This window comes from Aminobacter niigataensis (assembly GCF_946995915.1).
GTDB lineage: Bacteria > Pseudomonadota > Alphaproteobacteria > Rhizobiales > Rhizobiaceae > Aminobacter > Aminobacter niigataensis.
The window spans coordinates 3902056-3926968 of the sequence record NZ_OX341517.1 but is presented as its reverse complement, the minus strand read 5'-3'; the positions used below and the strand labels follow the sequence as shown (position 1 = coordinate 3926968).

The 24913-nt window shown below is 63.8% G+C and carries 17 protein-coding genes and 1 pseudogene; 7 read left to right on the top strand and 11 right to left on the bottom strand.

Going from position 1 to position 24913, the window contains the following annotated elements:
- Positions 1 to 4: 4 nt before the first annotated feature.
- Complete coding sequence (gene glpD / locus O1Y97_RS19180; RefSeq protein WP_318762038.1) at positions 5 to 1528, bottom strand: glycerol-3-phosphate dehydrogenase; 1524 nt, start codon at positions 1526 to 1528, stop codon at positions 5 to 7.
- Between the two features lie 2 nt (positions 1529 to 1530).
- The gene (locus O1Y97_RS19175) at positions 1531 to 1827 is read right to left on the bottom strand and encodes a hypothetical protein (protein ID WP_318762037.1); all 297 of its coding nucleotides are present in this window, start codon (positions 1825 to 1827) and stop codon (positions 1531 to 1533) included.
- 159 nt (positions 1828 to 1986) lie between these two features.
- Between O1Y97_RS19175 and O1Y97_RS19170 the strand changes: the two are divergent.
- Positions 1987 to 2507, top strand: a pseudogene (locus O1Y97_RS19170) (cytochrome c).
- Positions 2508 to 2584: 77 nt separating this feature from the next.
- Here O1Y97_RS19170 and O1Y97_RS19165 read toward each other — a convergent pair.
- The 7 genes from O1Y97_RS19165 to O1Y97_RS19135 all read right to left on the bottom strand — a co-directional run bounded on the left by O1Y97_RS19165 (position 2585) and on the right by O1Y97_RS19135 (position 10274).
- A complete protein-coding gene (locus tag O1Y97_RS19165; RefSeq protein ID WP_318762036.1) occupies positions 2585 to 3877 on the bottom strand; it encodes an NCS2 family permease in 1293 nt (430 codons plus the stop codon).
- Positions 3878 to 4203: 326 nt separating this feature from the next.
- The gene (locus O1Y97_RS19160) at positions 4204 to 5289 is read right to left on the bottom strand and encodes an ABC transporter ATP-binding protein (protein WP_318762035.1); all 1086 of its coding nucleotides are present in this window, start codon (positions 5287 to 5289) and stop codon (positions 4204 to 4206) included.
- The gene (locus O1Y97_RS19155) at positions 5286 to 6215 is read right to left on the bottom strand and encodes a PfkB family carbohydrate kinase (RefSeq protein WP_318762034.1); all 930 of its coding nucleotides are present in this window, start codon (positions 6213 to 6215) and stop codon (positions 5286 to 5288) included. The genes O1Y97_RS19160 and O1Y97_RS19155 overlap by 4 nt, the downstream gene beginning before the upstream one ends.
- Positions 6216 to 7238: an SIS domain-containing protein gene (locus tag O1Y97_RS19150; protein ID WP_318762033.1), complete on the bottom strand. Its 1023-nt coding sequence runs from the start codon at positions 7236 to 7238 to the stop codon at positions 6216 to 6218.
- Positions 7235 to 8080, bottom strand: coding sequence for a carbohydrate ABC transporter permease (locus tag O1Y97_RS19145; RefSeq protein ID WP_318762032.1), 846 nt, complete (start codon positions 8078 to 8080; stop codon positions 7235 to 7237). Before O1Y97_RS19145 ends, O1Y97_RS19150 begins: the two co-directional genes overlap by 4 nt.
- Positions 8080 to 8964 carry a carbohydrate ABC transporter permease gene (locus O1Y97_RS19140; RefSeq protein WP_318762031.1) on the bottom strand — a complete coding sequence of 295 codons (885 nt, stop codon included), beginning with the start codon at positions 8962 to 8964 and terminating at the stop codon, positions 8080 to 8082. Before O1Y97_RS19140 ends, O1Y97_RS19145 begins: the two co-directional genes overlap by 1 nt.
- Positions 8965 to 9035: 71 nt before the next feature.
- Positions 9036 to 10274: an extracellular solute-binding protein gene (locus O1Y97_RS19135; protein WP_318762030.1), complete on the bottom strand. Its 1239-nt coding sequence runs from the start codon at positions 10272 to 10274 to the stop codon at positions 9036 to 9038.
- A 240-nt stretch (positions 10275 to 10514) separates the two neighbouring features.
- Here O1Y97_RS19135 and O1Y97_RS19130 point away from each other — a divergent pair, with 240 nt between their 5' ends.
- On the top strand, positions 10515 to 11732 hold the full coding sequence (locus tag O1Y97_RS19130; RefSeq protein WP_318762029.1) for an ROK family transcriptional regulator: 1218 nt from the start codon (positions 10515 to 10517) through the stop codon (positions 11730 to 11732).
- Between the two features lie 102 nt (positions 11733 to 11834).
- Here O1Y97_RS19130 and O1Y97_RS19125 read toward each other — a convergent pair whose 3' ends face one another.
- Positions 11835 to 14459 (bottom strand): DNA translocase FtsK, encoded by a 2625-nt coding sequence (locus tag O1Y97_RS19125; protein ID WP_318762028.1) that lies wholly within the window; start codon positions 14457 to 14459, stop codon positions 11835 to 11837.
- Between the two features lie 272 nt (positions 14460 to 14731).
- Here O1Y97_RS19125 and O1Y97_RS19120 point away from each other — a divergent pair, with 272 nt between their 5' ends.
- Positions 14732 to 15766, top strand: a complete 1035-nt coding sequence (locus O1Y97_RS19120) for a BamA/TamA family outer membrane protein (protein WP_318762027.1) — start codon at positions 14732 to 14734, stop codon at positions 15764 to 15766.
- A 9-nt stretch (positions 15767 to 15775) separates the two neighbouring features.
- Here the strand turns inward: O1Y97_RS19120 and O1Y97_RS19115 are convergent, their stop codons facing one another.
- Positions 15776 to 16858: a GNAT family N-acetyltransferase gene (locus tag O1Y97_RS19115; RefSeq protein ID WP_318762026.1), complete on the bottom strand. Its 1083-nt coding sequence runs from the start codon at positions 16856 to 16858 to the stop codon at positions 15776 to 15778.
- Between the two features lie 508 nt (positions 16859 to 17366).
- Between O1Y97_RS19115 and O1Y97_RS19110 the strand changes: the two genes are divergently transcribed.
- From O1Y97_RS19110 to O1Y97_RS19095, 4 genes are all read left to right on the top strand, one after another.
- The gene (locus O1Y97_RS19110; protein ID WP_318762025.1) at positions 17367 to 18212 is read left to right on the top strand and encodes a glycoside hydrolase family 16 protein; all 846 of its coding nucleotides are present in this window, start codon (positions 17367 to 17369) and stop codon (positions 18210 to 18212) included.
- Positions 18209 to 20677 (top strand): phosphotransferase, encoded by a 2469-nt coding sequence (locus tag O1Y97_RS19105; protein WP_318762024.1) that lies wholly within the window; start codon positions 18209 to 18211, stop codon positions 20675 to 20677. The genes O1Y97_RS19110 and O1Y97_RS19105 overlap by 4 nt, the downstream gene beginning before the upstream one ends.
- Positions 20674 to 22572 (top strand): hypothetical protein, encoded by a 1899-nt coding sequence (locus O1Y97_RS19100; RefSeq protein WP_318762023.1) that lies wholly within the window; start codon positions 20674 to 20676, stop codon positions 22570 to 22572. The genes O1Y97_RS19105 and O1Y97_RS19100 overlap by 4 nt, the downstream gene beginning before the upstream one ends.
- 168 nt (positions 22573 to 22740) lie before the next feature.
- On the top strand, positions 22741 to 24909 hold the full coding sequence (locus O1Y97_RS19095) for a tetratricopeptide repeat protein (RefSeq protein WP_318762022.1): 2169 nt from the start codon (positions 22741 to 22743) through the stop codon (positions 24907 to 24909).
- Positions 24910 to 24913 lie beyond the last annotated feature (4 nt).

Here is a 24913-nt window from a genome sequence, read left to right as displayed (position 1 = left end):
GCGCCTACTCCGCCGCGGCGTTGTGCACGCCCGGGCTTATTCCATGCATGAATTCGTCAAGTGACGCGGCCTGCTCCTTGCCGAGCTTGAGACCGCGTTTGGTGCGTCGCCAAAGAACATCCTCTGCCGTCACCGCCCATTCGTTGTCGGCGAGGTAGCGAACTTCTGCCTCGTAAAGATCGGCACCGAAATTGCGCCCGAGGTCCGTCTCCGATCTGGCAAGGCCAAGCAACGCCTTGGCGCGCGTGCCGTAGAGACGGGTCAGGCGCCGTGCCAGACGCATGTCGAGAAACGGGTAGGCGGCCTTGAGCTTCACCACTTCCGTATCGAAGGCTGTCGCCTCGAACTCGCCACCTGGCAGGGCAGCCGTCGCGGTCCAGGATTTGCCCTTCTTGCCCAGGTGCTTTTCGATGATTTCCAGCATCGACTCGGCCAGGCGCCGGTAGGTTGTGATCTTGCCGCCGAAGATGTTGACGATCGGGGCCTGGCCGTCGCGACCATCGGACTTCAGCACGTAGTCGCGCGTCGCTTCCTGGGCCTTGCTGGCGCCGTCGTCGTAGAGCGGCCGGACGCCGGAATAGGTCCAGACGATATGCTCGGGCCTGACCGGTTCAGCGAAGTATTCACTCGCCGCGTTGCAGAGGTAGTCGATCTCGGCCTGGCTGATCTTTGCCTGGCGCGGGTCGCCGTCATAGTCCTGGTCGGTGGTGCCGATGAGAGTGAAGTCTTCCTCATAGGGAATGGCGAAGATGATCCGCCCGTCCTTGTTCTGGAAGAAATAGGCGCGCGGGTCGTCGAACTTCTTCGCAACCACGATGTGGCTGCCCTGGACCAGGCGCACATTGTGGACGTTGTTCTGCCCGACGGTCTCGGTCAGGACATGGTCGATCCACGGGCCGGCAGCGTTGACGATCAGCCGCGCCTTGACCTCTTCGATCTGACCGCTGCCGAGATCTTCGACGAGGATGTTCCAATGACCGTTGTCACGTCGCGCGCTCGTCACCTTGGTGCGGGTGCGGATGACGGCCCCGCGGTCAGCCGCGTCGCGGGCGTTGAGCACCACAAGACGGGCGTCGTTGACCCAGCCGTCCGAATATTCGAAGGCACGCAAGAACATCGGCTTGAGCGGCTTGCCGGCGGCGTCGCTGCGCATGTCGAGCGTGCGGGTTGCGGGCAGAAGCTTGCGGCCACCGATATGGTCGTAGAGAAACAGCCCGAGCCGGATCAACCAGGCCGGACGCAGGCCCTTGGCGTAGGGCAGGACGAAGCGCATCGGCCAGATGATGTGCGGCGCATTGCGCCACAGCACTTCGCGTTCCATCAGCGCTTCGCGAACCAGCCTGAACTCGTAGTGCTCGAGATAACGCAGGCCGCCATGGATCAGCTTGGTCGAATAAGAAGAAGTGCCGCTGGCCAGATCACTCATTTCGGCGAGGTAGACGGAGTAGCCGCGGCCAGCTGCGTCGCGTGCGATCCCGCAGCCGTTGATGCCGCCGCCGATGACGAAGATGTCGTGTATCTCGGGCATGCTCACGCCTTCGTCGCCTTTTCGCACTGCAGCAATTTCAGGATATTTCGAAGCTCAATTTCGATTATTTCGAACTGGAAATGAATGTCAAACGAAATATAGCGATGATCGGGTCGCTCGACTTTACGTAACGTAGCATGGCTGATTTCGCCAAATTTGCGACGATTTTTGCCTGAGATGCGTTGAATCTTCTGTTCTTGAACCCGCGAACCGGATTCGGCGTGGGGATTGCATGGCAATTGCCGGTTGCGATGTTCGTTTTCCACGATGCCGTACAAAAACGAAAGGGCCGCGGCCATCGCGATTTGCATCGCCGATCGCGGCCACGATGGAGTGATCGTTGCTGGTCAGCGTCCCGCAAGGGTGCGAGAATTGGGTGACCCGCGTCTATGCCAGGGCGGGGGAAACAGGCGGCGGAATGCGAGGGAGCAGAAACAGGCAACGTCAGGGGTGAAGCGATGTTTCGAACGCCGATTGGACTTGCATTGTGGGCCGCAACATTTGCCATGTCTTCGGCAGCTATTGCCGACGAGGCGCAGGTGGCACGAGGCGAATATCTCGTGACGATGGGCGGCTGCACCGACTGCCACACGCCGGGCTATCTCTTGGCAAACCCGATGATTCGAAGTTTCTCGGCGGCTCGGATGTCGGTTTTGAGATTCCGGGTTTGGGTGTCTTCGTTGGCCGCAACATCACGCCAGACAAGGAGACGGGCATCGGCAACTGGACGACCGAGCAGATCGTCACCGCGCTCCAGACCGGCCAAAGGCCGGACGGGCGGGAATTGGCTCCGATCATGCCCTGGCGTGCCCTGGCCCAACTCACCCCCGAAGATGTGGGCGCGATTGCGGCCTTTCTCCAGAGCGTGAAGCCGGTCAGCAATGCCGTGCCGGGGCCGTTCAAGCCGGGCGAAAAGGTATCGACCTTCACGTTCCGGATCTTGCCGCCGGGCGAGATCGCGGCAGCGGCGCCCAAGTGAGGCAGTCGTCCGTACGGCTGGGCTGAAACCAAAATCGCCGGAGGCTGCACAGCCTCCGGCGATGGTGTTGTGGAGCATCAGTGCGGGAAGAAAGCGAAGCGGATGATGAACAGCGCTGCCACCAGCCACGTTGCCATGTGCACCTCGCCGGGCCGTCCGGTCAGGAGCTTGAGTGCTGCGTAGCTGACGAAGCCGAAGGCCAGGCCGTTGGCGATCGAATAGGTGAGCGGCATCATCAACGCGGTCAGCGCCGCAGGTGCCGCCTCCGTGATATCGGCCCATTCGACCTCGACGAGTTCGCGCATCATCAGGCAGGCGACGTAGAGCAGGGCAGGGGCCGTCGCATAAGCCGGCACCGAGCTGGCCAGCGGCGAGAAGAAAAGCGCTGCGAGGAACAGCACGGCTATGACCAGTGCGGTGAGGCCGGTGCGGCCGCCGGCCTGCACGCCCGAGGCGCTTTCGACATAGGCGGTGGTGCTGCTGGTGCCGAGCAGCGAGCCGGCAACGATTGCCGTGCTGTCGGCCAGAAGCGCGCGTCCGAGGCGGTTCGGCTTGCCCGGCTCGATCAGGCCGGCGCGCTTGGCGACGCCGATCAGCGTGCCGGTTGCATCGAACACCTCGACCAGGACGAACACCAGGATGACGTGCACCAAGCCTGCATGCAGCGCGCCAACGATGTCGAGCTGCAGGAAGGTCGGCAGGATGGATGGCGGCATCGAGACGATGCCGTTGAACTGGCTGACACCGAGCGCCATGGAGGCGATGGTGATCACCAGGATACCGATCAGGATCGCGCCGCGCACCTTGAGCGCGTCGAGTGCCGCGATGATGAAGAAGCCGGCGATGGCCAGCAGCGTTCCGGTCTGGCTGAGGTCGCCGAGCGTCACCAGGGTTGCCGGGCTGGCAACGACGATGCCCGAGCTTTTCAGCGCGATGATGCCGAGGAACAGGCCGATACCGGCGGCGATCGCGCTGCGCATCGATTGCGGGATGCCGGCGATCAGCCAGCTGCGCACGCCGCTGACGGTCAGCAACAGGAAGATGACGCCCGAAATGAAGACGGCACCCAGAGCCTGCTGCCAGGAAAAGCCCATGGCGCCGACCACGGTGAAGGCGAAGAAGGCGTTGAGGCCCATGCCCGGCGCCATGCCGATCGGCCATTTTGCCACCAGGCCCATGATCAGCGAGCCGAGTGCCGCGGCAAGACAGGTCGCCACGAACACGGCGTTGCGGTCCATGCCCGTCGACGACAGGATCTCGGGATTGACGAAGATGATGTAGGCCATCGTCAGGAAGGTCGTGACGCCGGCGATCACTTCGGTGCGAACCGTCGTCCCTTGTTCCTTCAGGTTGAAATACTTATCGAGCACTCTTTGCTTCCTCCCATGCGGTGCGGGGAGCGGCCGTCCGTCACGCGCAAGGCGTCGATGGTCCATGATCCCGAGCGGATCGAAGAACCCCGTGGCCTTGCCGAGCGTTGCTGCTCCTCACGCCGTCGGCTTTGACGCTGTTCCAGCGTGTCCATCCCAGCCGACTGTGGCCCATAATCCAGCGCAAGACATGGCTGTCTGCGCAAACCGGGTTAACTTCTGCTGGTTGCATTGATGGCACAAGAGGCCACACAGCTAATTCTGTGAGAAGCAGTTTCGCGTTTTTGGGGAGGAATTGCCGGCCGACTTATACCCAGTGACTTGTCTTACGACGATACTTCGCAAGCCTTTCCGGTTTTGGGATCGAAAAGATGCAATGCTTCTTCATCGAACGCAAATCTGTGGTTTTCCCCTTCGCTGATCCGCGCGCGTGGCGCAAGGCACGCAATCAGCTTCTGCCCGCCGATCCGCGCTGTCGTGATCAATTCCGGACCGGTCAGTTCGACGACTTCGACCGTTGCCGGCAACGACAGCCCGGCGACATTTTCGGTTGCGAGCCGTAGCGCCTCGGGGCGTATGCCAAGCGAAAGCCTGGCTCCATCGCCGATCGCAGCGTATCGCGCTGGCAGCGGGATCGCCACATCAGATCCTGCGACCTCGAGCGCGCGCCCGCGCACCGTGCCGTCAACGATGTTCATCGGCGGCGCGCCGACAAAGCCGGCGACATAAAGCGTGGCCGGGCGATTGTAGATCTCCTCCGGGGTTCCCAGTTGCTCGATCCGGCCGTCCTTCATCACCGCGATCCGGGTCGCCAGCGTCATCGCTTCGATCTGGTCGTGCGTGACGTAGACCACCGTCGTCCTCAGCATCTGATGCAGGCGCTTGAGTTCGGTGCGCATCTCCAGCCGCAGCTTGGCGTCGAGGTTGGAAAGCGGTTCGTCGAACAGGAACACCTGTGGTTTGCGCACCAGCGCCCGGCCGATGGCAACGCGCTGGCGCTGGCCGCCGGAGAGCTGGCTCGGCTTGCGGTCGAGCAGCGCTTCGATCTGCAGCAGCCGGGCCGCTTCCTGCACGGCCTTGTCGCGCTCTGCGACTGGCACCTTGCGCATCTCGAGCCCGAAGCCGATGTTCCGGCGGACGCTGAGATTGGGGTAGAGGGCGTAGGACTGGAACACCATGGCGATGTCGCGGTCCTTGGGGTGGACGCCGAGGATCGAGCGGTCGCCGATCCTGATGTCGCCGCTTGTCGCCTCGGCCAGCCCGGCGATGATGTTGAGCAGGGTGGACTTTCCGCAACCCGACGAGCCGAGCAGCACCAGGAACTCGCCGCTTTGCAGGGCGATATCGATACCCTTTAGTGTTTCGATGGCCCCGTAGCTCTTGCGGATGTTCTGGATTTCAAGCGCACTCATGCAATACCGTTCCTGAAATCCGGCAGGCTGCCGTAGCTGCGGGGCAAGGTGGAGATTGCGCGCGATGCCACCTGCGTTCCCGCAGCCAGGCACGCGGCGAGGGGCTGGCCCTTGGCAAGGGCTGCCAGAAAAGCCGAATTGAACACGTCGCCGGCGCCGATCGTGTCGACGACCTTCACCTGCGGGGCGATTGCCGATGCCAGCTCGCCATCGGCATCGATGGCGATGGCGCCATCCGGCCCGCACTTGACCACGACGATGGCGCCCTTGCGCATGCTGGACCAGATCGCCTGTGCCGCCTCGGCGGGATCGTCGCGGCCGGCCAGCGTCGTCGTTTCGACCTCGTTCAAGAGCGCGCAATCGCAACGTGAAAGCCAGGCGCGGGTCGTTGCGCAGTTCGCCGCGGTCCAGCCGTCCGGCGGCCAGCCCGTATCGAGAACGACCGAGATGTGGTGGCCATGCGCCCAGTCGAAGAAGGCCTCGTATTCGCGGGCGAGGTCAGTGGTCAGGAACGAGCCGCAAAGCAGGGCATAGCCGCCGGCGAGCCGTTTGCCGTCGAGTACCGAAAGCGTGTCGGCAAGGCTGAAGCGGGGCAGGTGGCCATGCGTGGTGAAGAACGTGCGTTCGCCGTCGGGGTGGGTGATGCCGACCGACAGCGTCGTGCGCTCGGAAGAAATGGCCCACTTCGCCGCGCGGCGGCCAAAGGCCGTGCGCAGCCACAGGCCGAACTGGTCGTTGCCGACATTGGCGGCGATCTCGAAATCGACGCCGAGCGCCTCCCAGGCAAGGGCAGAGTTGCCCGCCTGGCCGCCGACGCGCAACTCGTCGTGGTCGACAATGATCTCCGTGCCGGCCTTCGGCCAAGGCGCCGTTGGGCCCAGAATGAGGTCGACATTGACGTTGCCGATCACCGCTAGAGGCCGCATTCATTCGCTCCGGGTAATCTTGGTCGAGCGCACCGGCGTGCCGGCATTGTCGACGCGGGCGTCGGCGAAGGCGATCATCAGGCGCTGCGCCGTCGGCAGCATCGCAAAGATGGCGGCCATGCCGGTGGCCCGCTTGAACCGAAGCGTGACGGCGCTGGCTACGGGTGCCTCGCCGGACGAATCGAAGATGACGACCGGTGCTCCTGTCTCGATGGCTGACAACGCCATTGCCGTGACGAGAGAGGCTGTCGGGTCGTCGCCGCGAAACAGCACGACGCCGATGTCGGGGCCGAGCATTTCCATCGGTCCATGACGAAGCTGCCCGCCTTCGAGCGAGAAGCACGGACGCCGCGACAGCTCAGTCAGACCGAGGGCGAGGGCTTCGGCAACGCCTTGCAGGCGACGCCCCGAGGTGACGACGGTGGCGACGTTCTCCAATGCGGCGAGTGCGGGGCGGATGTCGACGACTTCGGGTGCCTGGAGCGCGACGAGCGCCCCGCTCGGGTGTTCGCCAAGTGCGGCCAGGATGGCGAGATGCAAGGCCAGGGTGACGGTCAGGCTTCGCGTCGCGGCAAAGGCGAGCTCGGTGCCGCCGATGCCGACCAGCGACGGCGCGGTGCGAGCCAGGAATGAGCCGGCCTCCAGAGTCAGCCCGAATGTCTCGGAATTTCCGCCGGTCTCGGCGAACCAGCGCAAAACCTCGGCGCTTTCGCCGGATTGCGAGGTCATCAGCACCGTGCGGCCATCGAGCGCCAGCGGCTGGCCGAGCTGTTCCGACAATGGCAGTGCGATGGCATCGATACCGAGCGCGCGATAGAGCGGCTCGACCGCCCGTCCGACAGCATGCGAACCGCCCATGCCGAGCAACAGCAACTGCCCCGTGCTGGCCAGCGAGGCGGCAACCCTGGCGGCCATTTCCGCGGATTCTGCGAACGATGCCAGTGCATCGCCGTACTGGCGCGCCATTTCGCGGTCGATCGCCACGAGCCCGGCAGGCCTGGTCTCTTGTTGCGTCATGGTCATCCTTTCACGCCGCCGCTGGTCAGCCCCGAAATCAGGGCGCGTTGCATGACGAGGCCGATCAGCACCGGGGGAAGTGCGGCGAGAACGCCCGCGGTGGCGATCAGTCCGTAGTCGGAGACGCGACCGCCGGCGAGATCGGCTATGGCCACCGTCAGCGTCTTGGCGCGCAGGTCCGACGTGAACAACAGTGCATAGAAGAATTCGTCCCACGCAAGCAGCAGCGCAAACAGCGCTGACGTCGCCACCACCGGCGCTGCCAGCGGCAGGGTGATGATGCGTAGTGTCTGGAACAGGCTGGCGCCGTCGATCATCGCCGCGGACTCGATTTCCCTCGGGATGGAATCGAAGCCCGACTTCATCAGCCACGTCGTGAACGGCGCAAGGATGGTTAGGTAGACGAGTGCCAGGCCGAAGATGTTGTTGAGCAGGCCGAGCCAGGCAAGGCCCATGTACAGCGGAACGGACAGGGCCACCGGCGGCAACATGTAGGTGGCGATCACCATCGAAAGCGACCAGCCCACCGTCGGCGTGCGCGATACCGCCCAGCCGGCGGGGATGGCCAGCGCGATCGCAGCGACTGTTGCCATGCCGGCGATCCTCAAGCTGTTGTAGAGCGAGGCGACAAAGGCAGCCCCCGCGCTGTTTTCGACCGTCGACAACAGCATCCGGTAGCGCGAGAAGTCGACCTCCTGTGGCCACCAGCGCAAAGGCTTGGCCGACAGATCGGCCGCAGGCGAGATGCTCATGATGAACAGCCACAGCACGGGTGCCAGGATCACCACCGCCAGCAGAAGTGCCGACGCGTAAATGAAGACGGTGAAAAGCGCGCTTTTGCGTTCCATTAGGCGGTACTCCCTGCGGCTTTCCTGACCAGGGCGGCATAAGCGACGGCCAGGACCGTGACCAGCAAGGTGACGATCAGCGCCAGCGATGCGCCGGAACCGGCGCGCTGGAACGAGAATGCCTCCTGGTAGACAAGGATCGACAGCGTCCGTGTCGAATTGGCAGGCCCGCCGCGGGTCATCACCCAGATAATGTCGAAGACCTTGAACGCCTCGATGGTGCGCAGCACCAGCGCCACCATCAGCGGTCCGGCCAGATAGGGCAGGATGACGAAGCGGAAGCGGTTGGTTGGCCCGGCGCCATCGACGAGCGATGCCGCGGTGATGTCGCGAGGTACAGCCTGGAGGGCAGCCAGTGCGATGAGTGCGACGAGCGGGAAATTCTTCCAGCAGTCGGCAACGATCAGGGCTGCGAGGGCGGTATTGGGTTCGCCGAGCCAGGAGCGATAGGCGTCGAGCAGGCCGACCTGGGTCAGCGCCGCGTTCAAGGCACCATATTCGGGATTGTAGATCAGCCGCCACAGCGTGGCGTTGACTACGGTCGGCAGCGCCCAGGGCAGGATCATCAGGGCGCGCAAAAGCGCGCGGCCACGAAACTGCTGGTTCAGCAAAAGGGCGGCAAGCACGCCCAGTACCATTTCCGCTGCGACGGAGATGACCGCGAACCACGTCGTGGTTACCAGCGTACGCTGGAAATTCGAGCCTGACAGCATCTTTGCGTAGTTGTCGAAGCCGACGAAATTGCCCTGGGTGCCGACGAGCTTGGCATCGGTGAACGACAGGCGGACGGTGTCAACGAGGGGCCAGCCGATGACTGATATCATGACCACGAGCAAGGGCAGCATCAGCAGCCATGCGCGGGTCGTCATCCATGAGCCCGACATGAGGCGACTCTTTCACCGGAACAGAAAGGGCCGGGCGGCCGAAGCCGCCCGGAGAGTTGGGGCAGTAAAACCTAGAGGCCGCTGTTTTCGGCGGCACCCTTCAAGGCGTCTTCCGGCTTGGCCTGGCCGAGCAGGGATTCCTGGATTGCCTGCTGCAGCGCCGTCGACAATTCCTGGTATTTCGGCGTCGTCGGGCGCGGATACATCGCGGCCAGGCCGATCTTGGCTGCGGCGATCAGCTCTTCCTGTCCCTTGGTGACGGCCGGATCCTCGTAGGACGAAGCCCAGATCGGTAGGCTCAGCTTGGCATACTGGTTCTGCGTCGCCTGCGAGGTCATGAAGGTAATGAACTTCCATGCCTCGTCGGGGTTCTTGCTGGCAGAGGTGATGCCGAGCCCCATCGAACCGTTGACGGCCGAAACCTCGCTCTTGCCGGCGACGCCGGGGGCGGGAACGACACCGACCTTGCCCGCGACCTTGCTGTCCTTGGGGTCGTTGGCCATGTTGTACATGTAGGTCCAGTTGAGTGCGAAGGCCGCTTCGCCGTTCTGGAAGACCTTGCGCACGTCCTCTTCGAGGAATTCCTTGGAGTTCGGGTTGGTCAAGCCGGAGGTGTAGCTGGTCACCATGTAGTTCAGGGCGTCGAGCCCGCCGCCGCTCTGGAACGCCGGCTTGCCGTCCTTGAGGAACTCGCCGCCATAGGCACTGACCAGCGTGGTGTAGTCGCAGATCGCGGCTTCGGCCTGCGACCAGCTCCACGAGATCGGTGTTGCCAGAAGGCCCTTGTCCTTGATGATCTTGGCCTGATCGGCCAGTTCGTCCCAGGTCTTGGGCGGGTTCTTGATGCCGGCCTTCTCAAGGATTTCCTTGTTGTAGAACAAATACTTGGTGTCGAGAATCCAGGGCATGCCGTAGGACTTGCCGTCATAGTTGACGGTGGTCCAGGCGCCGGGCAGGACGCCCTTCTTCATGTCGTCGGTGATGCGCGAGGAGACGTCGACCAGCACGTTGTTGCTAGCATATTCGGCCGGCCAGATGACGTCGAACAGCACCACGTCGTAGCCGCCGCCCGAACCTTGGGCGAGCACGGTCTTGTCGTGCAGGCCTTCGTAGGGCACGAATTCGAGATTGACCTTGATTTCGGGATTGGCCTTGGTGAAGGCCTCGGTCATGGCCCGCACGTCCGCCTCGCTGTAGGCGGCCTGCGCCATGAACAGCGCATTGATCGACGTTTCGGCGAAAGCCTGGGGCACGAAAGCTGCGCCAATGAGAGTGGCACCCAGCAGCGCCCTGCTAAACGATTTCAACATTGCATCCTCCATTATCTGACGTTGGCAAATCCTGTGATGCCGGCGCCACGCGCCGCCATCTCGCTTCGGAAAGGCGTCGCACGAAGGTCTCGGCGTTCTTTCCCAGGCGGTGTCACAGTCGAAAAGCACGACGGCTCCAGCCGTCTTCGTTCCCCGGAACTCTCACGGTTCCTTATTAAGTCAACTGACTTGACTTATTACTTCTGCAATTATCTATTGGAGTCAAGAGGGGAAACAGTGGTGAACGATATCAGGCCGATCCGAGCCACCAGCGGCACCAATCAGGAAGGCGCGAGCGCGCACAACCGCCGCGTCATGATCGACGCTTTGCGGCTCAATGGAGCTCTGTCGCGTGCCGACCTGGCCCGGGCGACGCAACTCACCAAGCAGGCCGTGTCCAACATCATCGACGAGCTTGAGCGCGATGGTTTCGTGGTGCCTCTGGAGGCAGTGAGAAAGGGCAGGGGGCAGCCGTCGACGCCTTACAGGCTGGTGCCGGAAGGCGCCTTCGCCATCGGCCTCCAGATCGACCGCCACCTGACCCGCGCGGTTGCGGTCGACCTCGTCGGCACCGTCCTCGTCCGTTCAGAGGCGAACCTGCCACCCGACGATCCCGCGGGCGGTGTCAGGGTCATTCTCGGCCTGATCGAAGGCATCCGGACGGAGCTTTCGCGCATCTCGGCACAGTCGGAAAAGCGCCTTGTCGGCCTCGGCGTCGCCATGCCGGGCCCGTTCGGGCTGGCAGAGTTCGGCGACAACAAATGGATGATGCCGGCCTGGCAGAAATTTCCGCTACTCGAGACGCTTGCCGCCGGCACGGGGCTGGAAGTCGGCCTGCAGAACGACGCCGCCGCCTGCGCCACGGCCGAGCGCCTAGTGGGGGCGGCACATGGCGTCGACCACGCCGTCTGCCTCTATGTCGGCTATGGCATCGGCGCCGGCCTCATCCTCAATGGCGAACTCTACCGCGGCGGCAATGGTAATGCCGGCGAGATCGGCATGGCACTGCTGTCGCCGCGTGGCACCGACGGCACGGTCCTTGAACACCGGGCGTCGCTCGCCTCGCTTTATCAGCATCTGGATCTCGACCCCTCCGATGCCGGCATTTACGAACATGTCGATACCCTCGCCATGGCCGGGGACCCGGAGCTGCTGGGCTGGGTGGATGCCGCCGCCCAGGACCTGCGCTGGAGCGTGCAACTCATCGAAACGGTTTTCGATCCGCAGACGGTCATCCTGACCAGTGGCGCGCCGGAGGCGCTGGCCCGCCTCATCCTGCAGGCAATGCATCCACTGCTGCAGTCGATCGCCGCCCGGCCAGACCGAACCTTGCCGCGCCTGCAGCTAGGTATCACCGATCCGTGGTCGATCGCGCTCGGGGCCGCTTCCGAACCGATCAGCCGGGCGTTCGATCCGCGCTTTTCGGCGATCCTGAAGAACCGGGTCGGCGCAGGATAGATCAGGCTACGCGCTGCCCGTCTGGCCACTCGAAAAGGAAATGCCCAAGGCGGGGACCGCCTTGGGCATGTTGCCCTGAAGCTCCACGCCTCGCGACGGCTGTCAATCCATCTCGTCAGGGCTGTTCACAGGCTCACGCCTGCCGAGCATGATCTCGCGCTTGCCGACATGGTTGGGCGCGCCGACGATGCCTTCCTTTTCCATGCGCTCGACCAGCGAGGCGGCGCGGTTGTAGCCGATGCCGAGCCGGCGCTGGATGTAGGAGGTCGAGCACTTCTTGTCGCGCAGCACCACCTTGACCGCCTCGTCGTAGATATTGTCGCCGTCTTCGGCAGCGACCGATCCCTTGTCGAAGACGGGGCTGTCGTCGGCCTCCGGCACCTCGTCTTCCTCGTCGGCGGTGACGGTCTCTAGATATTCTGGGCGTCCCTGCGACTTGAGATGGGCTACGACCTGCTCGACCTCGGCGTCGGAGACGAACGGGCCGTGGACACGGGCAATGCGGCCGCCGCCGGCCATATGCAGCATGTCGCCCTGGCCGAGCAGCTGTTCGGCGCCCTGTTCGCCAAGGATGGTGCGGCTGTCGATCTTCGACGTCACCTGGAAGGAGATGCGCGTCGGGAAGTTGGCCTTGATGGTGCCGGTGATGACGTCGACTGACGGACGCTGGGTCGCCATGATCAGGTGGATGCCGGCGGCGCGCGCCATCTGGGCGAGGCGCTGGATGGCGCCCTCGATCTCCTTGCCGGCGACCATCATCAGGTCGGCCATCTCGTCGACTATAACGACGATGTAGGGCATCGGAGCGAGGTCGATCTCCTGCTCCTCGAACAACGGAGCGCCGGAGCCCTTCTCGAAGCCGGTCTGCACCTGCATCACGACAGTTTCGCCCTTGTCGCGGGCGATCGCCGCGCGCTGGTTGTAGCCGTCGATGTTGCGCACGCCGAGCCGCGCCATCTTGCGATAGCGGTCCTCCATCTCGCGCACCGCCCATTTCAATGCGGTGACCGCTTTCTTGGGGTCGGTGACGACGGGGGTCAGGAGGTGCGGGATACCGTCATAGACCGATAGCTCCAGCATCTTGGGGTCGACCATGATAAGGCGGCATTCCTCCGGCTTCAGCCGGTAGAGCAGCGACAGGATCATGGTGTTGATGGCGACCGACTTGCCCGAGCCGGTGGTGCCGGCGACGAGCAGGTGGGGCATCTTGGCGAGTTCGGCGATCACAGGCTCGCCGCCTATCGTCTTGCCCAGGCAGAGCGCCAGCTTGCAGCTCGTGTTGCGGAAATCGCCGGACTCGATCAACTCGCGGAAATAGACGGTCTCGCGCGTCTCGTTGGGCAGCTCGATGCCGATGACGTTGCGGCCGGGCACGACGGCGACGCGCGCCGAGATCGCCGACATGGAGCGGGCGATGTCGTCGGCGAGGCCGATGACGCGGGAGGATTTGACGCCCGGCGCCGGCTCGAATTCGTAGAGGGTGACGACCGGCCCCGGGCGGACATGGATGATCTCGCCGCGCACGCCGAAATCCTCGAGGACGCTTTCCAGAAGGTCGGCATTCTGCTCCAGCCGCTCCTGCGACATGTAGAAGCCCTGGCCCTCTGGCGGCTGCTGCAACAGCTCCTCGGAGGGAAGCTCGTAAGCCTCGCCGGCGCCGGAATGAATGAGGGCAGTGATTGGAGGCAGGGGCGAGGCCGGTCGCGCCACTGGAACCGGCATGGTGATTTCCACGCTTTTGGCCGCCGGCGCCGGAACCGCATCGTTTGCTGCGACGAGTGGTGCGATGGCTGGTTCCTGCGGCACCGGCTTGGCCGTTGGAGTCTCGTTGGCCTGGGCCTCGGTTGCTACGGCGGCCTTCTCGCTTGCGGCAGTCGGGGCGGCCGCTGTCTGCGCCTTTGACGGGCGCTCGATGACGCGGAACAGCGAGGTGACGTCGACCGAGGGCGCCGGGCGGACGTCTACGCGCCTGACGGCAATTGGAGCTGGTGCAACCGGGGTCGCCACGGCCGGCGCCACGCGAGCCGGGGCAGGCTGCGAAGGCACGGCGCCCTTCGTGCTCTCGACCACGTAGGGCGCCATGAACTCGAAGAAGGCATGGTCGGAAAGATACGACCAGCGGGTCTCCTTACGGTTGGCTGTCTCGTTCGGCGCGTCGGTATGCCGGGAAACTGCTTGCTGGGCAGCAGCGCTCCCCGTAGCGGCCGCAGCCGGAGCCGCCGATTGCAGAACCTGCGCTTTTTCCACGACACGCTGCAGCGGACCGGGCGCCATGGCCGGCGACGGCTGTGTCTTGTTGCCGGACGTTGGCTGCGCGGTGATCCGATTGTTCACCTGTGACTGGCTGGCTGAATATGCCTGGGGGACCATGGGTGCAGCGGCTTCGATTGCCGCCTGCTGCGCCGAGCTTTTGTCCTCCGTCGTGCCTTCGACATCGCTCTCGCTATCTCGTGGCGAACGTTTCGCCGCCTCGTAGTCGGGCGTACGGGTGAAGCGCACGTTAGGTGCCAGGAAGAAATAATCTTGCCAGGCGGGGCCTTCCATTCCGCTGAGTTTTGGAGAGGCATTGCCGGCCGGGGTGTTGCCCCTGGGCTTCATGTAGGACTGCTCGTTGCCATAGAGATTGACGACGCGTCCGGAATAACCGGCGGCGTCCCCCGGCTGCTCGGAGCTGTCGGGCGAGGTTGGGTTCGAAGGATTGGTTCGAGGATAACGCGTGTATGCCATACTCAAGACTCGCCGATGAAACGTACCCCCGAGCAATAGGAAGCGAGTGGTTAACAGTTCCTTCCCGCCGGGCTCTGCTTTTGCCGCAGCGGGGTCCGTGTGGCGGATAGGAGACGCTCTCTTCGCCGCCCGATTGCGAAGCAGGATGCAGTGTGGCTCGAGGATGGTGCCATTCCCTGCAACATGGAATCTGGTCGGGGCTATTTTCACTCCAGGAAGGTGGGGTGTATGAATGAGGTGTGACAGCGAGAGACATGCCAAGAGCAAGGTCATTGCCGGCCATCGTCCTGATGGCTTGCGCGGCAATTCTGTCGTGGCTGGCCGGAATTGGTTTTGCTGCCGACTTTCCGGCAATCGCGCTTGAGTCGACCTCGAATGCCGATCTAGACAAGGCCTTGCGGGCGAGCCTGAACGCGCCGGAACTGGAGCGGTCGAGGGCAGGCACTGATCAGCAGGGCTCCTGGAAGCCGCTTGTCGAGGCCGAGCGCCACCGTCTGGAAAAACTGATGCGTGGCCGAGGCTATCGTGACGCGCGCGTCGACGTCTCTGGCTATTCGGACGGTGACGCGCCGCAAAAGGTCATGTTCAAGCCGCACCCCGGCCCGCTCTACCGTGTCGGTATGATCGAGGTCGATGGCGTCGGCGGCCTTTCGCAGGCGGTCCGCGACGACCTTTCACGGCAGTTGGCCACCGCCACCGGCGAGCCGGTCAGTGGCGAGGTCCTGGCGACCCTGGAGGATGAGATACTTTGGCGCGTTCGCAGCGCTTCGTACCCTTTTGTCCACATCGCCGATCGCCAAATGCAGTCGATGCCGGGCAGGCACCTGGCGATGGTTCGCATGACAGTCGATCCCGGCGCGGTGGCCACATTCGGTACCGTCACCTACAGCGGGCTCGTTGTCCTCAAGGAACAGGATTTGATCCGCCTGCAGCCATTCAAGCCCGGCGATGCCTATGATCCGCTGGTGCTGGATCGTTTTCGCGATGCGCTGATCGCTCATCCCTCGATCAGGACCGCAAGGGTACTGAGCGCCGACGGCGTTGATGGCAACGGCCAAGTGCAGCTCAAGGCCGAGATCGGCGAGGAACAGTTGCGAGTTGGCGACGCTGCTGGCGGCTATCCCAACGGTGTCCTTGCCGTGGCATCCGCCATCGCGGTGCTGGCCTTTCGCCAGATATCGGTCGCGAGCTTGCGGCCCGGTCGCACGCATTGGCCCTGGTGGCTCGAGGCTGCGGCCATGGTGCTGCTCGCAGCGGCCTTCTTTTTCGGCGCGCAGCGACTGGTGTTGCTGGCGGTGCCGGGATGATGCGTTTCTTCAGGTATCCTTGAAGCCGATCATCCATTTCGCTGCCCTTCGCAGGTGACCGTCCGCAGCCGTGATCGGCAGCTTCTCCAGGAAATACTCCGCATGCGGGTGGGGAGTGGCGCCAAATCGTTGCTTGTAGTGTGCAAGAGAGGTGGAAGCGCCGGTCTCGCCGAAATGATAATACCGGCATCCGCTGCGACAGGCTTCCTCGATCGACAGTTTCTGGATCAGGTCGTTGGCGCCGGACGTGCCGAGCGCCTGGCGGTCTATGGCGCCGCGGGCGTCGTTGACGTTACCGTATTGAAGCACGAATGCGGCAGCTGCCGGCTTACCCTCCACCCACGCGATCCAGACGTGGCATGCCTCGCCGAAGTGCCTGGCAATCGAACTGAACTTGATCATCGGGTCGCGTCGGCCTCCGCGCAGGTTTGCGAGCAGCCGTGGCTCGTGCTGCTTGTCGGCCCATCGGTTGAAGGATGAGCGAAGCAACTGATGGAACACCGGCACCAGTCTTCCGGTGGTATCGCGTTCGACGACGATGCTGGTGCGTTCGGCTTTGCGGACGCGTGTACGTGTCGTCTTCTTGAAGCGCCTCGACCATACCTCCTCGAATCCGCCACTCAGGTCGAGTACGTGGGCAAGGCCCGGTACGACGGTGACAGACGGGGGCGCCGCGGCCGACCACAGATGGGCGTGGCGCGGGTTGGGCCGCACTGCAATCCTGAGATAGGGCAGGCCGGCCAGATCTTCGAAAATGGCGCGCAGGTGCTCTACCCGGGGGGGAGCCGAAGAGATGACCCCGCCGCGGCCCCAGGCATAGGGCATCGACTCTGCCACCGACAGCCGTTCCGGCAATCCCCTGCGACTGACCATCGGCAGGATGTATTGGTGGCCGCCGTCGAAGCGATAGGCGCGGCTCGCATCCTTGTGCTTGCCGAGTGCGCAAAGACTGTCGAGCCAGGCCGGCGATTGATAGGGAAGGGCTTCATGATCAAGCAGCATCAGGCGCCGCCAGACTTCGCGCGGCGCAGGGCTTTGCACGACGAACCCGCGCGATTGCGCGACTGCCGCGGCGAGCGGGTTCTCGGTCATCGTGAAATCAATCGGGTCCGTGAACCCCTCCCGTTTTGCCGGCCAATGTCACAGGTTCTGCAAAATTGCACTATCGCGCGGGTGAAAGTTACTTTCACAGTTTCGTGTTTATCAAGAAGCGTCGACAATCTGAGTTGATAGAGATTTTCTATCAGTAACTTATTATTTGATCGCCGCGATATGGATTATAGTCTGTAAATTCAGCGTGTAAGTAAATCATTCGATCTATTGTAAGAGCACAGAGATAGTTCGGCTGCTCAAAATGACGTGATCGTTTTCGGTTTCGGTGACCTTGGCATGTGCGCCGGAACGCCGGTGTCATTTACCGCGGGAGGCGAAATTGCTTGACGAACCGTACCCCGGTCGGTCCTAGTTAACAGATCGTAAGCGTCGAACTGCCTGTCACCGTTGGCAAATGCGCGCGATCCATCTTGCGGAACCACGCAGGTAACCGCAGTCTGGTATGTTCTACGGCGGGCCAATGTAATCGGACCTATTGGGTTGTTGCATGGGTATGGGATCTTGGGGTGCGGCGCTGGTAGGGCTGGCGTGCGTCGGGTGGTTCACGCAGGCGGGTGCTTTCGCTCAAGAGCTCGAGCCGCCGCTCATCAAGGGGCAATGGGAACGAATCTTCACCGAGGAGTTCAACCGGCCAAGGCTCGACCGCAGCAAATGGACCCGCTGCTACTGGTGGGACAAGGGCGGCTGCACCAACCTCGCCAACAAGGAACTGCAGTGGTACATGCCCGACAACGTCAGTGTTGCCGACGGCCACCTGCGCCTGACGGCACGGCCTGAGAAGGTCGCCGGCCATGAGGGCCGAACCTTCAACTACACTTCCGGCATGGTGACAACGGGACGAGATTATCTCGAGCGGGCGCGGCCCGACCGTTTTGCCACGAAATACGGCTACTTCGAAATCCGGGCCAAGGTACCGCGCGGCAAGGGCCTGTGGCCGGCCATCTGGCTGCTGCCGTCGACGCAGGAACCGCGTCCTGAGATCGACATTCTCGAAGTGCTCGGCCACGCGACCAGCACTTATGAGATGCACCTGCACTACCTCGATAAGCAGAAGAACTGGAAGAGCGCCGGCAAGAATGCCAGGACGGTCGACCTTGCCGACAACTGGCACGTCTATGGCCTGGAGTGGCGGAAGGACGCCGTCATCTGGTACCTCGATGGCAAGGAGATGTGGCGCTACACCAATCCGGAGGGCATTTCCCAGGAGCCGATGTACCTGCTCATCAACCTGGCGGTGGGCGGGAATTGGCCAGGCTCGCCCGATGCCGGGACGGAGTTCCCGGCCGATTTCCTGATCGACTATGTCCGTGTCTGGCGGCGGGTGGGCGAATGACCGCCCACCCGCCCAGCCTGCGGCACCCCGGACCGGCACAGATGCCGGTCAGCGGCAGGCGCGGGCGGGGCTGGAAATCGCTTGTGCCGTCGGGATTGATGGCGTCGTCGCTGCTGCGCAACGGCTACGCGCTCATCGCCAACAGCGGGTTGAGCGCCGTGCTGGGCTTGGCATTCTGGTTTCTGGCGGCCCGCTATTGCTCGCAGGAGGCGATTGGTCTCGGTGGTGCGATCACGGCGACCATCGTCAACCTCTCCAATGCCGCGCAGCTCAATTTCGGCAACCTGCTCGTCCGCTTCGTTCCGACGATAGGGGGGCGTGCCGGATGGCTGATCCTGTTTGCCTATGCGACATCGGTGGTTGCCTCGGTGATCGTGGCGACAGGCTTCCTTTTGGTCGTCGGCGCCTTCATGCCGAAGCTTGGAGTGCTGACAGACAGCGCCGGCGTCATTGCATGGTTCGTGGTGACGGTCGCCATATGGTCGGTCTTTGCACTGCAGGACAGCGCGCTGTCGGGCCTGCGGCAGTCGATATGGGTTCCCGTCTCCAAGACGATCTATCAGGTCGTCAAGATCGCGATGCTGGTGCCGCTCGCGCTCGTCGGCCTGGGTTGGGAGGCGATAGCGCTGTCCTGGACGGTACCGGTCGTGGTCTTTGTCCTGGCCGTCAATCTGCTGATCTTCAGACGTCTTTTGCCAAAGGCCGAACCAGGGGATCTGCACCTGCTCGACCGCCGCGCCATGGCCCGCTTCTTCGGCTGGGACTATATCGGCTCGGTGTCGATGATGGCGGCCTGGACTGCGACACCCCTGATCGTGCTCAACTTTGTCGGTGCTGCCGAGAGCGCCAGCTTCTTCGTCGCGTGGACGATCTTCACGTCCCTCTATTACGTTGGCAGTTCGATGGGGCTTTCGCTGCTCGCCGAAGGGGCCAGCGACAGCGGCCGGCTGCGCTCGCTCGCCGCGGATGCCGCCGTCATGTCGGTGCTGCCGCTACTCGGCCTCGTGGTATTAATGCTGGTATTCGCGCACCCGGTCATGTCGGTGTTCGGCGCTGCCTATGCCGCCGAAGGTGCGTCCATTCTGCGCGTCCTTACGATCACCAGCGTCATCTCCGCCGCACTGTCGATCTACCTCTCGATCGCCCGCACCAAGGGGTGGATGCGGTCGGTGGCTGCCGTCGAGGTTTCGTTGATGGTGCTGGCGCTCGGCGCCGGTGCCGTCCTCGTCCCTCTTCAGGGGCCGATCGGTATGGCCCATGCGTGGCTGCTGGCTATGCTGGCGGTCACATGCGGGGTTGGCGTGCTCGCCCTTGTCACCAATCGCCGCCACAGCGTGCACGACTGGGGTATGGCCGTGGCGGCATCGCTGAAGAGGCTGTCGTCGCAATTCCTGCCCTTCGGGCAACGCCCCGGACCGGCGCTTCCCGTCGAAGCGGACCTTCGTCCAATACTGGCCTTGACCGCCAGGCCAGATGCGTCGGGCTGGCGGGCTCTCGCTGCAGAGCCAGGACCTGAAGGGACGAGCGTCATCTGCCTCGGCGATCATGCGGCCGATGGGGCGGTCGTGCACGAGACAGAGACCAAGGCCATTCTTCGCAGCGGACACGATCCCGTTGCCGCTGCCTATCTCGAGCGGATGATCGACAATCTCGACCTTCTGCAGGCTGATCCGCGGTTTGAAGGGCTCTCGACGGTGCTGCCCTCCCGGCTGGTGGTCAGGCGGACAGAGGGCGGTGTCGACTGCATTGAGACAGTGGTTGAAGGCGAGGATGGGCGCGCCTTGCTGCGAAATCCGGCACAACTGCAATCCGGGCTGGTGGCTGCTGGCCGCGCCGCAGCGCTCCTGCATGGTCGGACGGCGTCGCAACGCAGCATTGACGAGGTCTGGTTCCGGGAATGGGTTGAGCGCCCCACAGCACAGTTGCTGCATCTGCCGGGCTCGATGATGTCGTCCGCCAGGCGAAAGCAGGCGCTCGACATGTTCGTGGCGGAGCAACGCAGGTACTGGTTGGGCCGAGACGAGCGTCTCGGCTGGTGCCACGGCGACCTGCAATTGCGCAACCTCCGCTTTGCCAGGGCTGGCGGCGATATCGTCTCCCTCGCGAGCATCCTGGAGTGGGGCAATGCCCGATCCAATGCTCCGGACGGCTTCGATGCGTGTGGGCTGGCAATCGCCATGCGCATGACCGCTTCGACAGAGCCTCTCGGCGCTGTCGTCTCAGATCTCCTGTGGGTCCCGGAATGGCATGCTGATGAACGGACCTGGCTTGCCGCCGGCACTGGCGACGACCACCATTGGAGCGACGACGCCGGTGCGACTCGCGCAATGGTCTCTCTGGTGTGGCTCCACCAGGTCAGCGAGCGGATGCGGCACCCCGATCCGGAGGGCATCGGCCGGCTCTGGATGGCTTCCAATGTCGATCGCGTGCTGCGTATCGTATCCTCCAATGGAGGCTCGATATGAATGTGATCGTCACCGAGTCTCGTCTCGCGCTTGCCAGGCCGGCAATCGGCCAGCCGCTTGCCGCAAGGGACGACCGGACTTTGGGCCGCTCGGCCGTTCTATCCCTCGGCTGCCTCGGGCTGGTGTTCGCGCTATGGGTGGTCAGCCTGTATCTCACCGACCCAGCAGGTGTGGACGACTACGGCCTGTTTTCAGTTTTGCCCCCCACGATCTGGGCGGCATACGCTGCGGTTGGCGTCGGTTTCGCGCTCAGCCTGAGGCGTGGCGTATGCGAGACCCGCATTCCGCTGCTGCACATCGCCATGCTGGTCTTGCTTCTCCATGGCACGCCCGCGATCGTCTACGATACCTTGCGTTATGCCTGGGCCTGGAAGCATGTCGGGGTCGTCGACTACGTGCAGCGGCATGGCCAGATCGATCCGACGGCCCCCTTCCTGGCAGCCTACAGCAACTGGCCTGGGCTGTTCGTCGTCAGCGCCGCAATCGCCAACCTGTTCGACATCAAGCCGATCCAGCTCGCCAACATAGCGCGGTTTTCGCCGCCGGTGCTCAATCTCCTCTACATCCTCGTGCTGCCGCTCATCTATCGCCGCTTCACGGCCGACCCCAGGCTTGTCTGGGGTGCTGTCTGGCTCTTCGCTGTCGGAAACTGGATCGGCCAGGACTATTACTCGCCGCAGGGCGTCGCCTTCCTTTTCTACTTGATGCTCATCGCGCTGTGTGTCGGTCCGCTTCGCATCGAGCATAGCTGGGGCGATCCCGAAGGTCGTGGTCTCGGCGGGCTCGCCGGTCGCTATTTCGCCCTGGTTTCGCGCGGCCAGCCCTTGATGACGCTTGGGGTCACGCCGCATGTGCGCGTGCTGGCCTCGGTGCTGGCCATGGTGCTGATTGCCGCCATCGTGGCGACCCACCCTCTGACGCCCATGGTGGTCATGGTGGCGCTAGGCGGCCTGTGGTTCCTGGGACAGCTCAGTTTGGGCTATCTGGTTCTTGCCGTTCTGGTCGAGGCCGCCTGGCTGCTGTTCTACGCCGACGGCTACATGGCGACGGTCTTGCCGGAACTGGTCCAGCGCTTCGGCGATACATCGACCGAGATTGGCGAACGTCTGGTCGACACCTCCATCGTAAGCCCTGGACAGGTGATGGTGTCATGGGCGTCGCGCGCGCTGACGGGCATCATCGCGCTGGCCGCGATGCTGGGCGGCTTGCGGCGGCTCGTGGCGGGCTTCCGCGACGGGCCGGCGGTCGTGCTGACGCTTGCCCCTGCTTTCCTCTTGGTCGCGACGTCTTACGGCGGCGAGATCGCCTTCCGCGTCTACCTGTTTGCCCTGCCGTTCCTCGCATTTTTCGCTGCGGCCTTGTTTTTCCCTTGGTCGGGTACGCAGCGTGATGCGATCGCGCGCTATGCCCTGGGAACGCTGGGCGCAGTTCTGTCGGTGGCCTTCGTCCTCGCCAACAACGGCAAGGACAGGCAGTACAGCTTCACCCAGGCCGAGGTTGAGGCATCGCAATGGCTTTATGCCAATGCGCCGGCCGGTTCTATCCTGGTCGAGGGCGCGCCCAACTACCCCCAGCAGTTCATGAATTACGAGAATTTCACCTATGTGCCGATCTCGACCGAGAGCAAGCAGTCCATCGCCGCGGTACTCGCCGACCCCGCGGCGGAGCTGTCGGGTTGGCTGCGCGGCCGGCCGCCGGGCACGGCTTTCGTCATCATCACCCGAAGCCAGAAGGCCTACATCGACGACCTCGGGGTCATGCCGAAAGGCTCGCTTGACGCCATCGAAACAGCATTGCGGGCCTCGGCGCGGTTCCGGTTGGTGAGGGCGACAGCAGACGCCAGTGTCTTCGTTCCGGATGATGCAGGCATAAGGATGGGCGAATGGGTCAAGTAGGACCGTGCCGCCTTTGGTGCCGTACCTTGGAAAGCCAGCCTGCGCGGACAGGCGCGGCTGACACTGCAGGTCGAAATTGTTCTTGCCGGGAAAGTGCAATGATTGTTTCATATTAGCGTTGCTGCATTTGCTTGAATGCAGCCATCGCGCTGTCGGGAGCTTGGGCCCATGCGTATCGGCTGGTTATGTCTTGCCAGCGTCATGATGTCGGGAATCGCGGCTGAAGCCAGCCCCGACGCGCAGGCTCAGTCGTCGCCCGCAGCCGCGCCGCCGGTCCTGCGAAGCCAGCAGTCAACGCCGACCGATGGCTTCATCAAGGCCGTTGCTTCCTCCTACATGGCGCTCGGCGACCTCTATCGTGATGGCAAGACGACGGTCGGGGGTGCCGAGGCGGCGCTCGCTTACTATCGCGGCCTGGCCAACCCGGGCCGGCCCGACGCCATCTACGCGATCATTTCACCATCCGACCTGATGGAAACCTCCGAGGATGCTCCGGCCGATCCCTTCGCAGCGACCGAACTCTACCTGCAGGCTGCGGCGATGGGCAGCGCCGAGGCGCTGATGCGGCTTGGCGATCTCTACCGTGAGGGCAGGGTGGTGGCCGCCGACCCGAAACGGGCCTACCTCTTCTATGATCAGGCTGCCAAGGCCGGCAGCGACGATGCCAAGCTACGGGTTGGCGAGATGCTGGCGCGCGGGCAGGGCGTGGCCCGCGATACCGGCAAGGGATTGGCCATCATCGCCGCGCTCGCCGACAGCGGCAACGCCGAGGCGCTGGTGCTGCTGGGCGATCTATATAGACCGGGCGGCCCGGGCATGGTGGCCATGGATCCGGCCAAGGCGTTCGACTTCTACCGAAAGGCCGTTGCGCTTGGCTACGATGCCGCCAAGCTTCGGATTGGCGAAATGACGGCCATTGGCCAGGGCGTCGCCAAGGACGTCAATGCCGGGATCGCGATGATCGAGGAAGTGGTGGCCCGCACCGGCAATCCTGCCGGGCTCGTGCTTCTGGGTTCGCTCTACAGCCGAACCGACGGCGGTGTCATCTCGATCGATTTTGCCAAGGCGTTCGGCTATTTCCGCCGCGCCGCCGACAGCGGCGACGAGACCGGGATCCTGCGGACCGGCGAGATGCTGGCCCGTGGACGGGGCACTGGCCAGTCCTATCAGGCGGGGCGCGCAATGCTGGCCGGCCTTGCCGATCACGGCGATACCTTCGCGCTCATCGCGCTTGGCGATCTGCTCAGCGACCCGACCGTGGCTCCTGTCGACCTCCCTGCAGCTGTAGCCTCCTACGACAAGGCGGCTTCGCTCGGCCATTCCGATGCACTGGTCAGGCTTGGCGATCTCTACAGCCGCAACGGCTCGGTGGCGGCGGAGCTGCCCAGGGCGTTCTCCTACTACGTCAGGGCTTCTCAGGCTGGAAATATCGTCGGCAAGCTACGGGTCGGTGAGATGACCCTGCTCGGGCGCGGCACGAACCGCGACGTCGACGCGGGGCTGGCTCAGATGAATGCGCTCGCAGACGACGGAGACCCCGAAGCGCTGAACCTGCTCGGGGCGCTTTACCAGCGTGGCATAGGGGGGCTTCTGCAGGCCGACCCGGCCCGGGCATACGGCTATTTCAGCAAGTCGGCTGATGCCGGCAACGTGATCGGCAGCGTGCGCGCCGGCGAGATGATGGTACGCGGCCAGGGCACAGCCAAGAATGTTGCCGATGGCCTGGCGCTGGTGCGGACGGCGGCAGATGCCGGCAGCAGCGAAGCGCTGATGTCGTTGGGAACACTGATGGCGGACGGGTCGACAGGCGCGTTCGATGCGCCGGAGGCCGTGCGTGCCTATGAGAAGGCGGCAGTTCTCGGTCGACCCGATGCGCTGGTGCGCATCGGCGACATCTATCGGGTGGGCGGACCTATCCCTGTCGATCCGGGCAAGGCATTCGAGTTCTACCGCAGGGCCGGGCTGGCCGGAGATGAGACCGGCCGACTGCGGCAGGGCGAGATGACCGCGCGCGGCGAAGGTACATCCCAGGACATCGCGGCGGGTCTCGACCTTGTCAGGCAGGTCGGCGCCGCCGGTGACCCCTACGCCTATGTCGTTCTCGGCGACCTTCATCTTTCGGGGGCCATTGGGTCCATCGATGGTCCGGCCGCGGTGGCGGCCTACGAGAGTGCCGCGCGGCAGGGGCGGGCGGATGCCTTGCTCCGGCTCGGCGACCTCTATCGCGACGGCAGGGGCGTGCCGGCGGACGGCAAAAAGGCGGCGGAGTACTATCTGAAGGCGGTCGACGCAGAAGACCCGACGGCAACGGCGCCGGGTGAAAGCGTCCGTTACTGAACAG

Bases quoted from the DNA above. Each gene is read 5' to 3' on its own strand.
- glpD (WP_318762038.1), bottom strand. From the start codon at position 1,528: ATGCCCGAGATACACGACATCTTCGTCATCGGCGGCGGCATCAACGGC.
- O1Y97_RS19175 (WP_318762037.1), bottom strand. From the start codon at position 1,827: ATGGCCGCGGCCCTTTCGTTTTTGTACGGCATCGTGGAAAACGAACAT.
- O1Y97_RS19160 (WP_318762035.1), bottom strand. From the start codon at position 5,289: ATGAGTGCGCTTGAAATCCAGAACATCCGCAAGAGCTACGGGGCCATC.
- O1Y97_RS19155 (WP_318762034.1), bottom strand. From the start codon at position 6,215: ATGCGGCCTCTAGCGGTGATCGGCAACGTCAATGTCGACCTCATTCTG.
- O1Y97_RS19150 (WP_318762033.1), bottom strand. From the start codon at position 7,238: ATGACCATGACGCAACAAGAGACCAGGCCTGCCGGGCTCGTGGCGATC.
- O1Y97_RS19145 (WP_318762032.1), bottom strand. From the start codon at position 8,080: ATGGAACGCAAAAGCGCGCTTTTCACCGTCTTCATTTACGCGTCGGCA.
- O1Y97_RS19140 (WP_318762031.1), bottom strand. From the start codon at position 8,964: ATGTCGGGCTCATGGATGACGACCCGCGCATGGCTGCTGATGCTGCCC.
- O1Y97_RS19135 (WP_318762030.1), bottom strand. From the start codon at position 10,274: ATGTTGAAATCGTTTAGCAGGGCGCTGCTGGGTGCCACTCTCATTGGC.
- O1Y97_RS19125 (WP_318762028.1), bottom strand. From the start codon at position 14,459: ATGGCATACACGCGTTATCCTCGAACCAATCCTTCGAACCCAACCTCG.
- O1Y97_RS19115 (WP_318762026.1), bottom strand. From the start codon at position 16,858: ATGACCGAGAACCCGCTCGCCGCGGCAGTCGCGCAATCGCGCGGGTTC.
- O1Y97_RS19110 (WP_318762025.1), top strand. From the start codon at position 17,367: ATGGGTATGGGATCTTGGGGTGCGGCGCTGGTAGGGCTGGCGTGCGTC.
- O1Y97_RS19105 (WP_318762024.1), top strand. From the start codon at position 18,209: ATGACCGCCCACCCGCCCAGCCTGCGGCACCCCGGACCGGCACAGATG.
- O1Y97_RS19100 (WP_318762023.1), top strand. From the start codon at position 20,674: ATGAATGTGATCGTCACCGAGTCTCGTCTCGCGCTTGCCAGGCCGGCA.
- O1Y97_RS19095 (WP_318762022.1), top strand. From the start codon at position 22,741: ATGCGTATCGGCTGGTTATGTCTTGCCAGCGTCATGATGTCGGGAATC.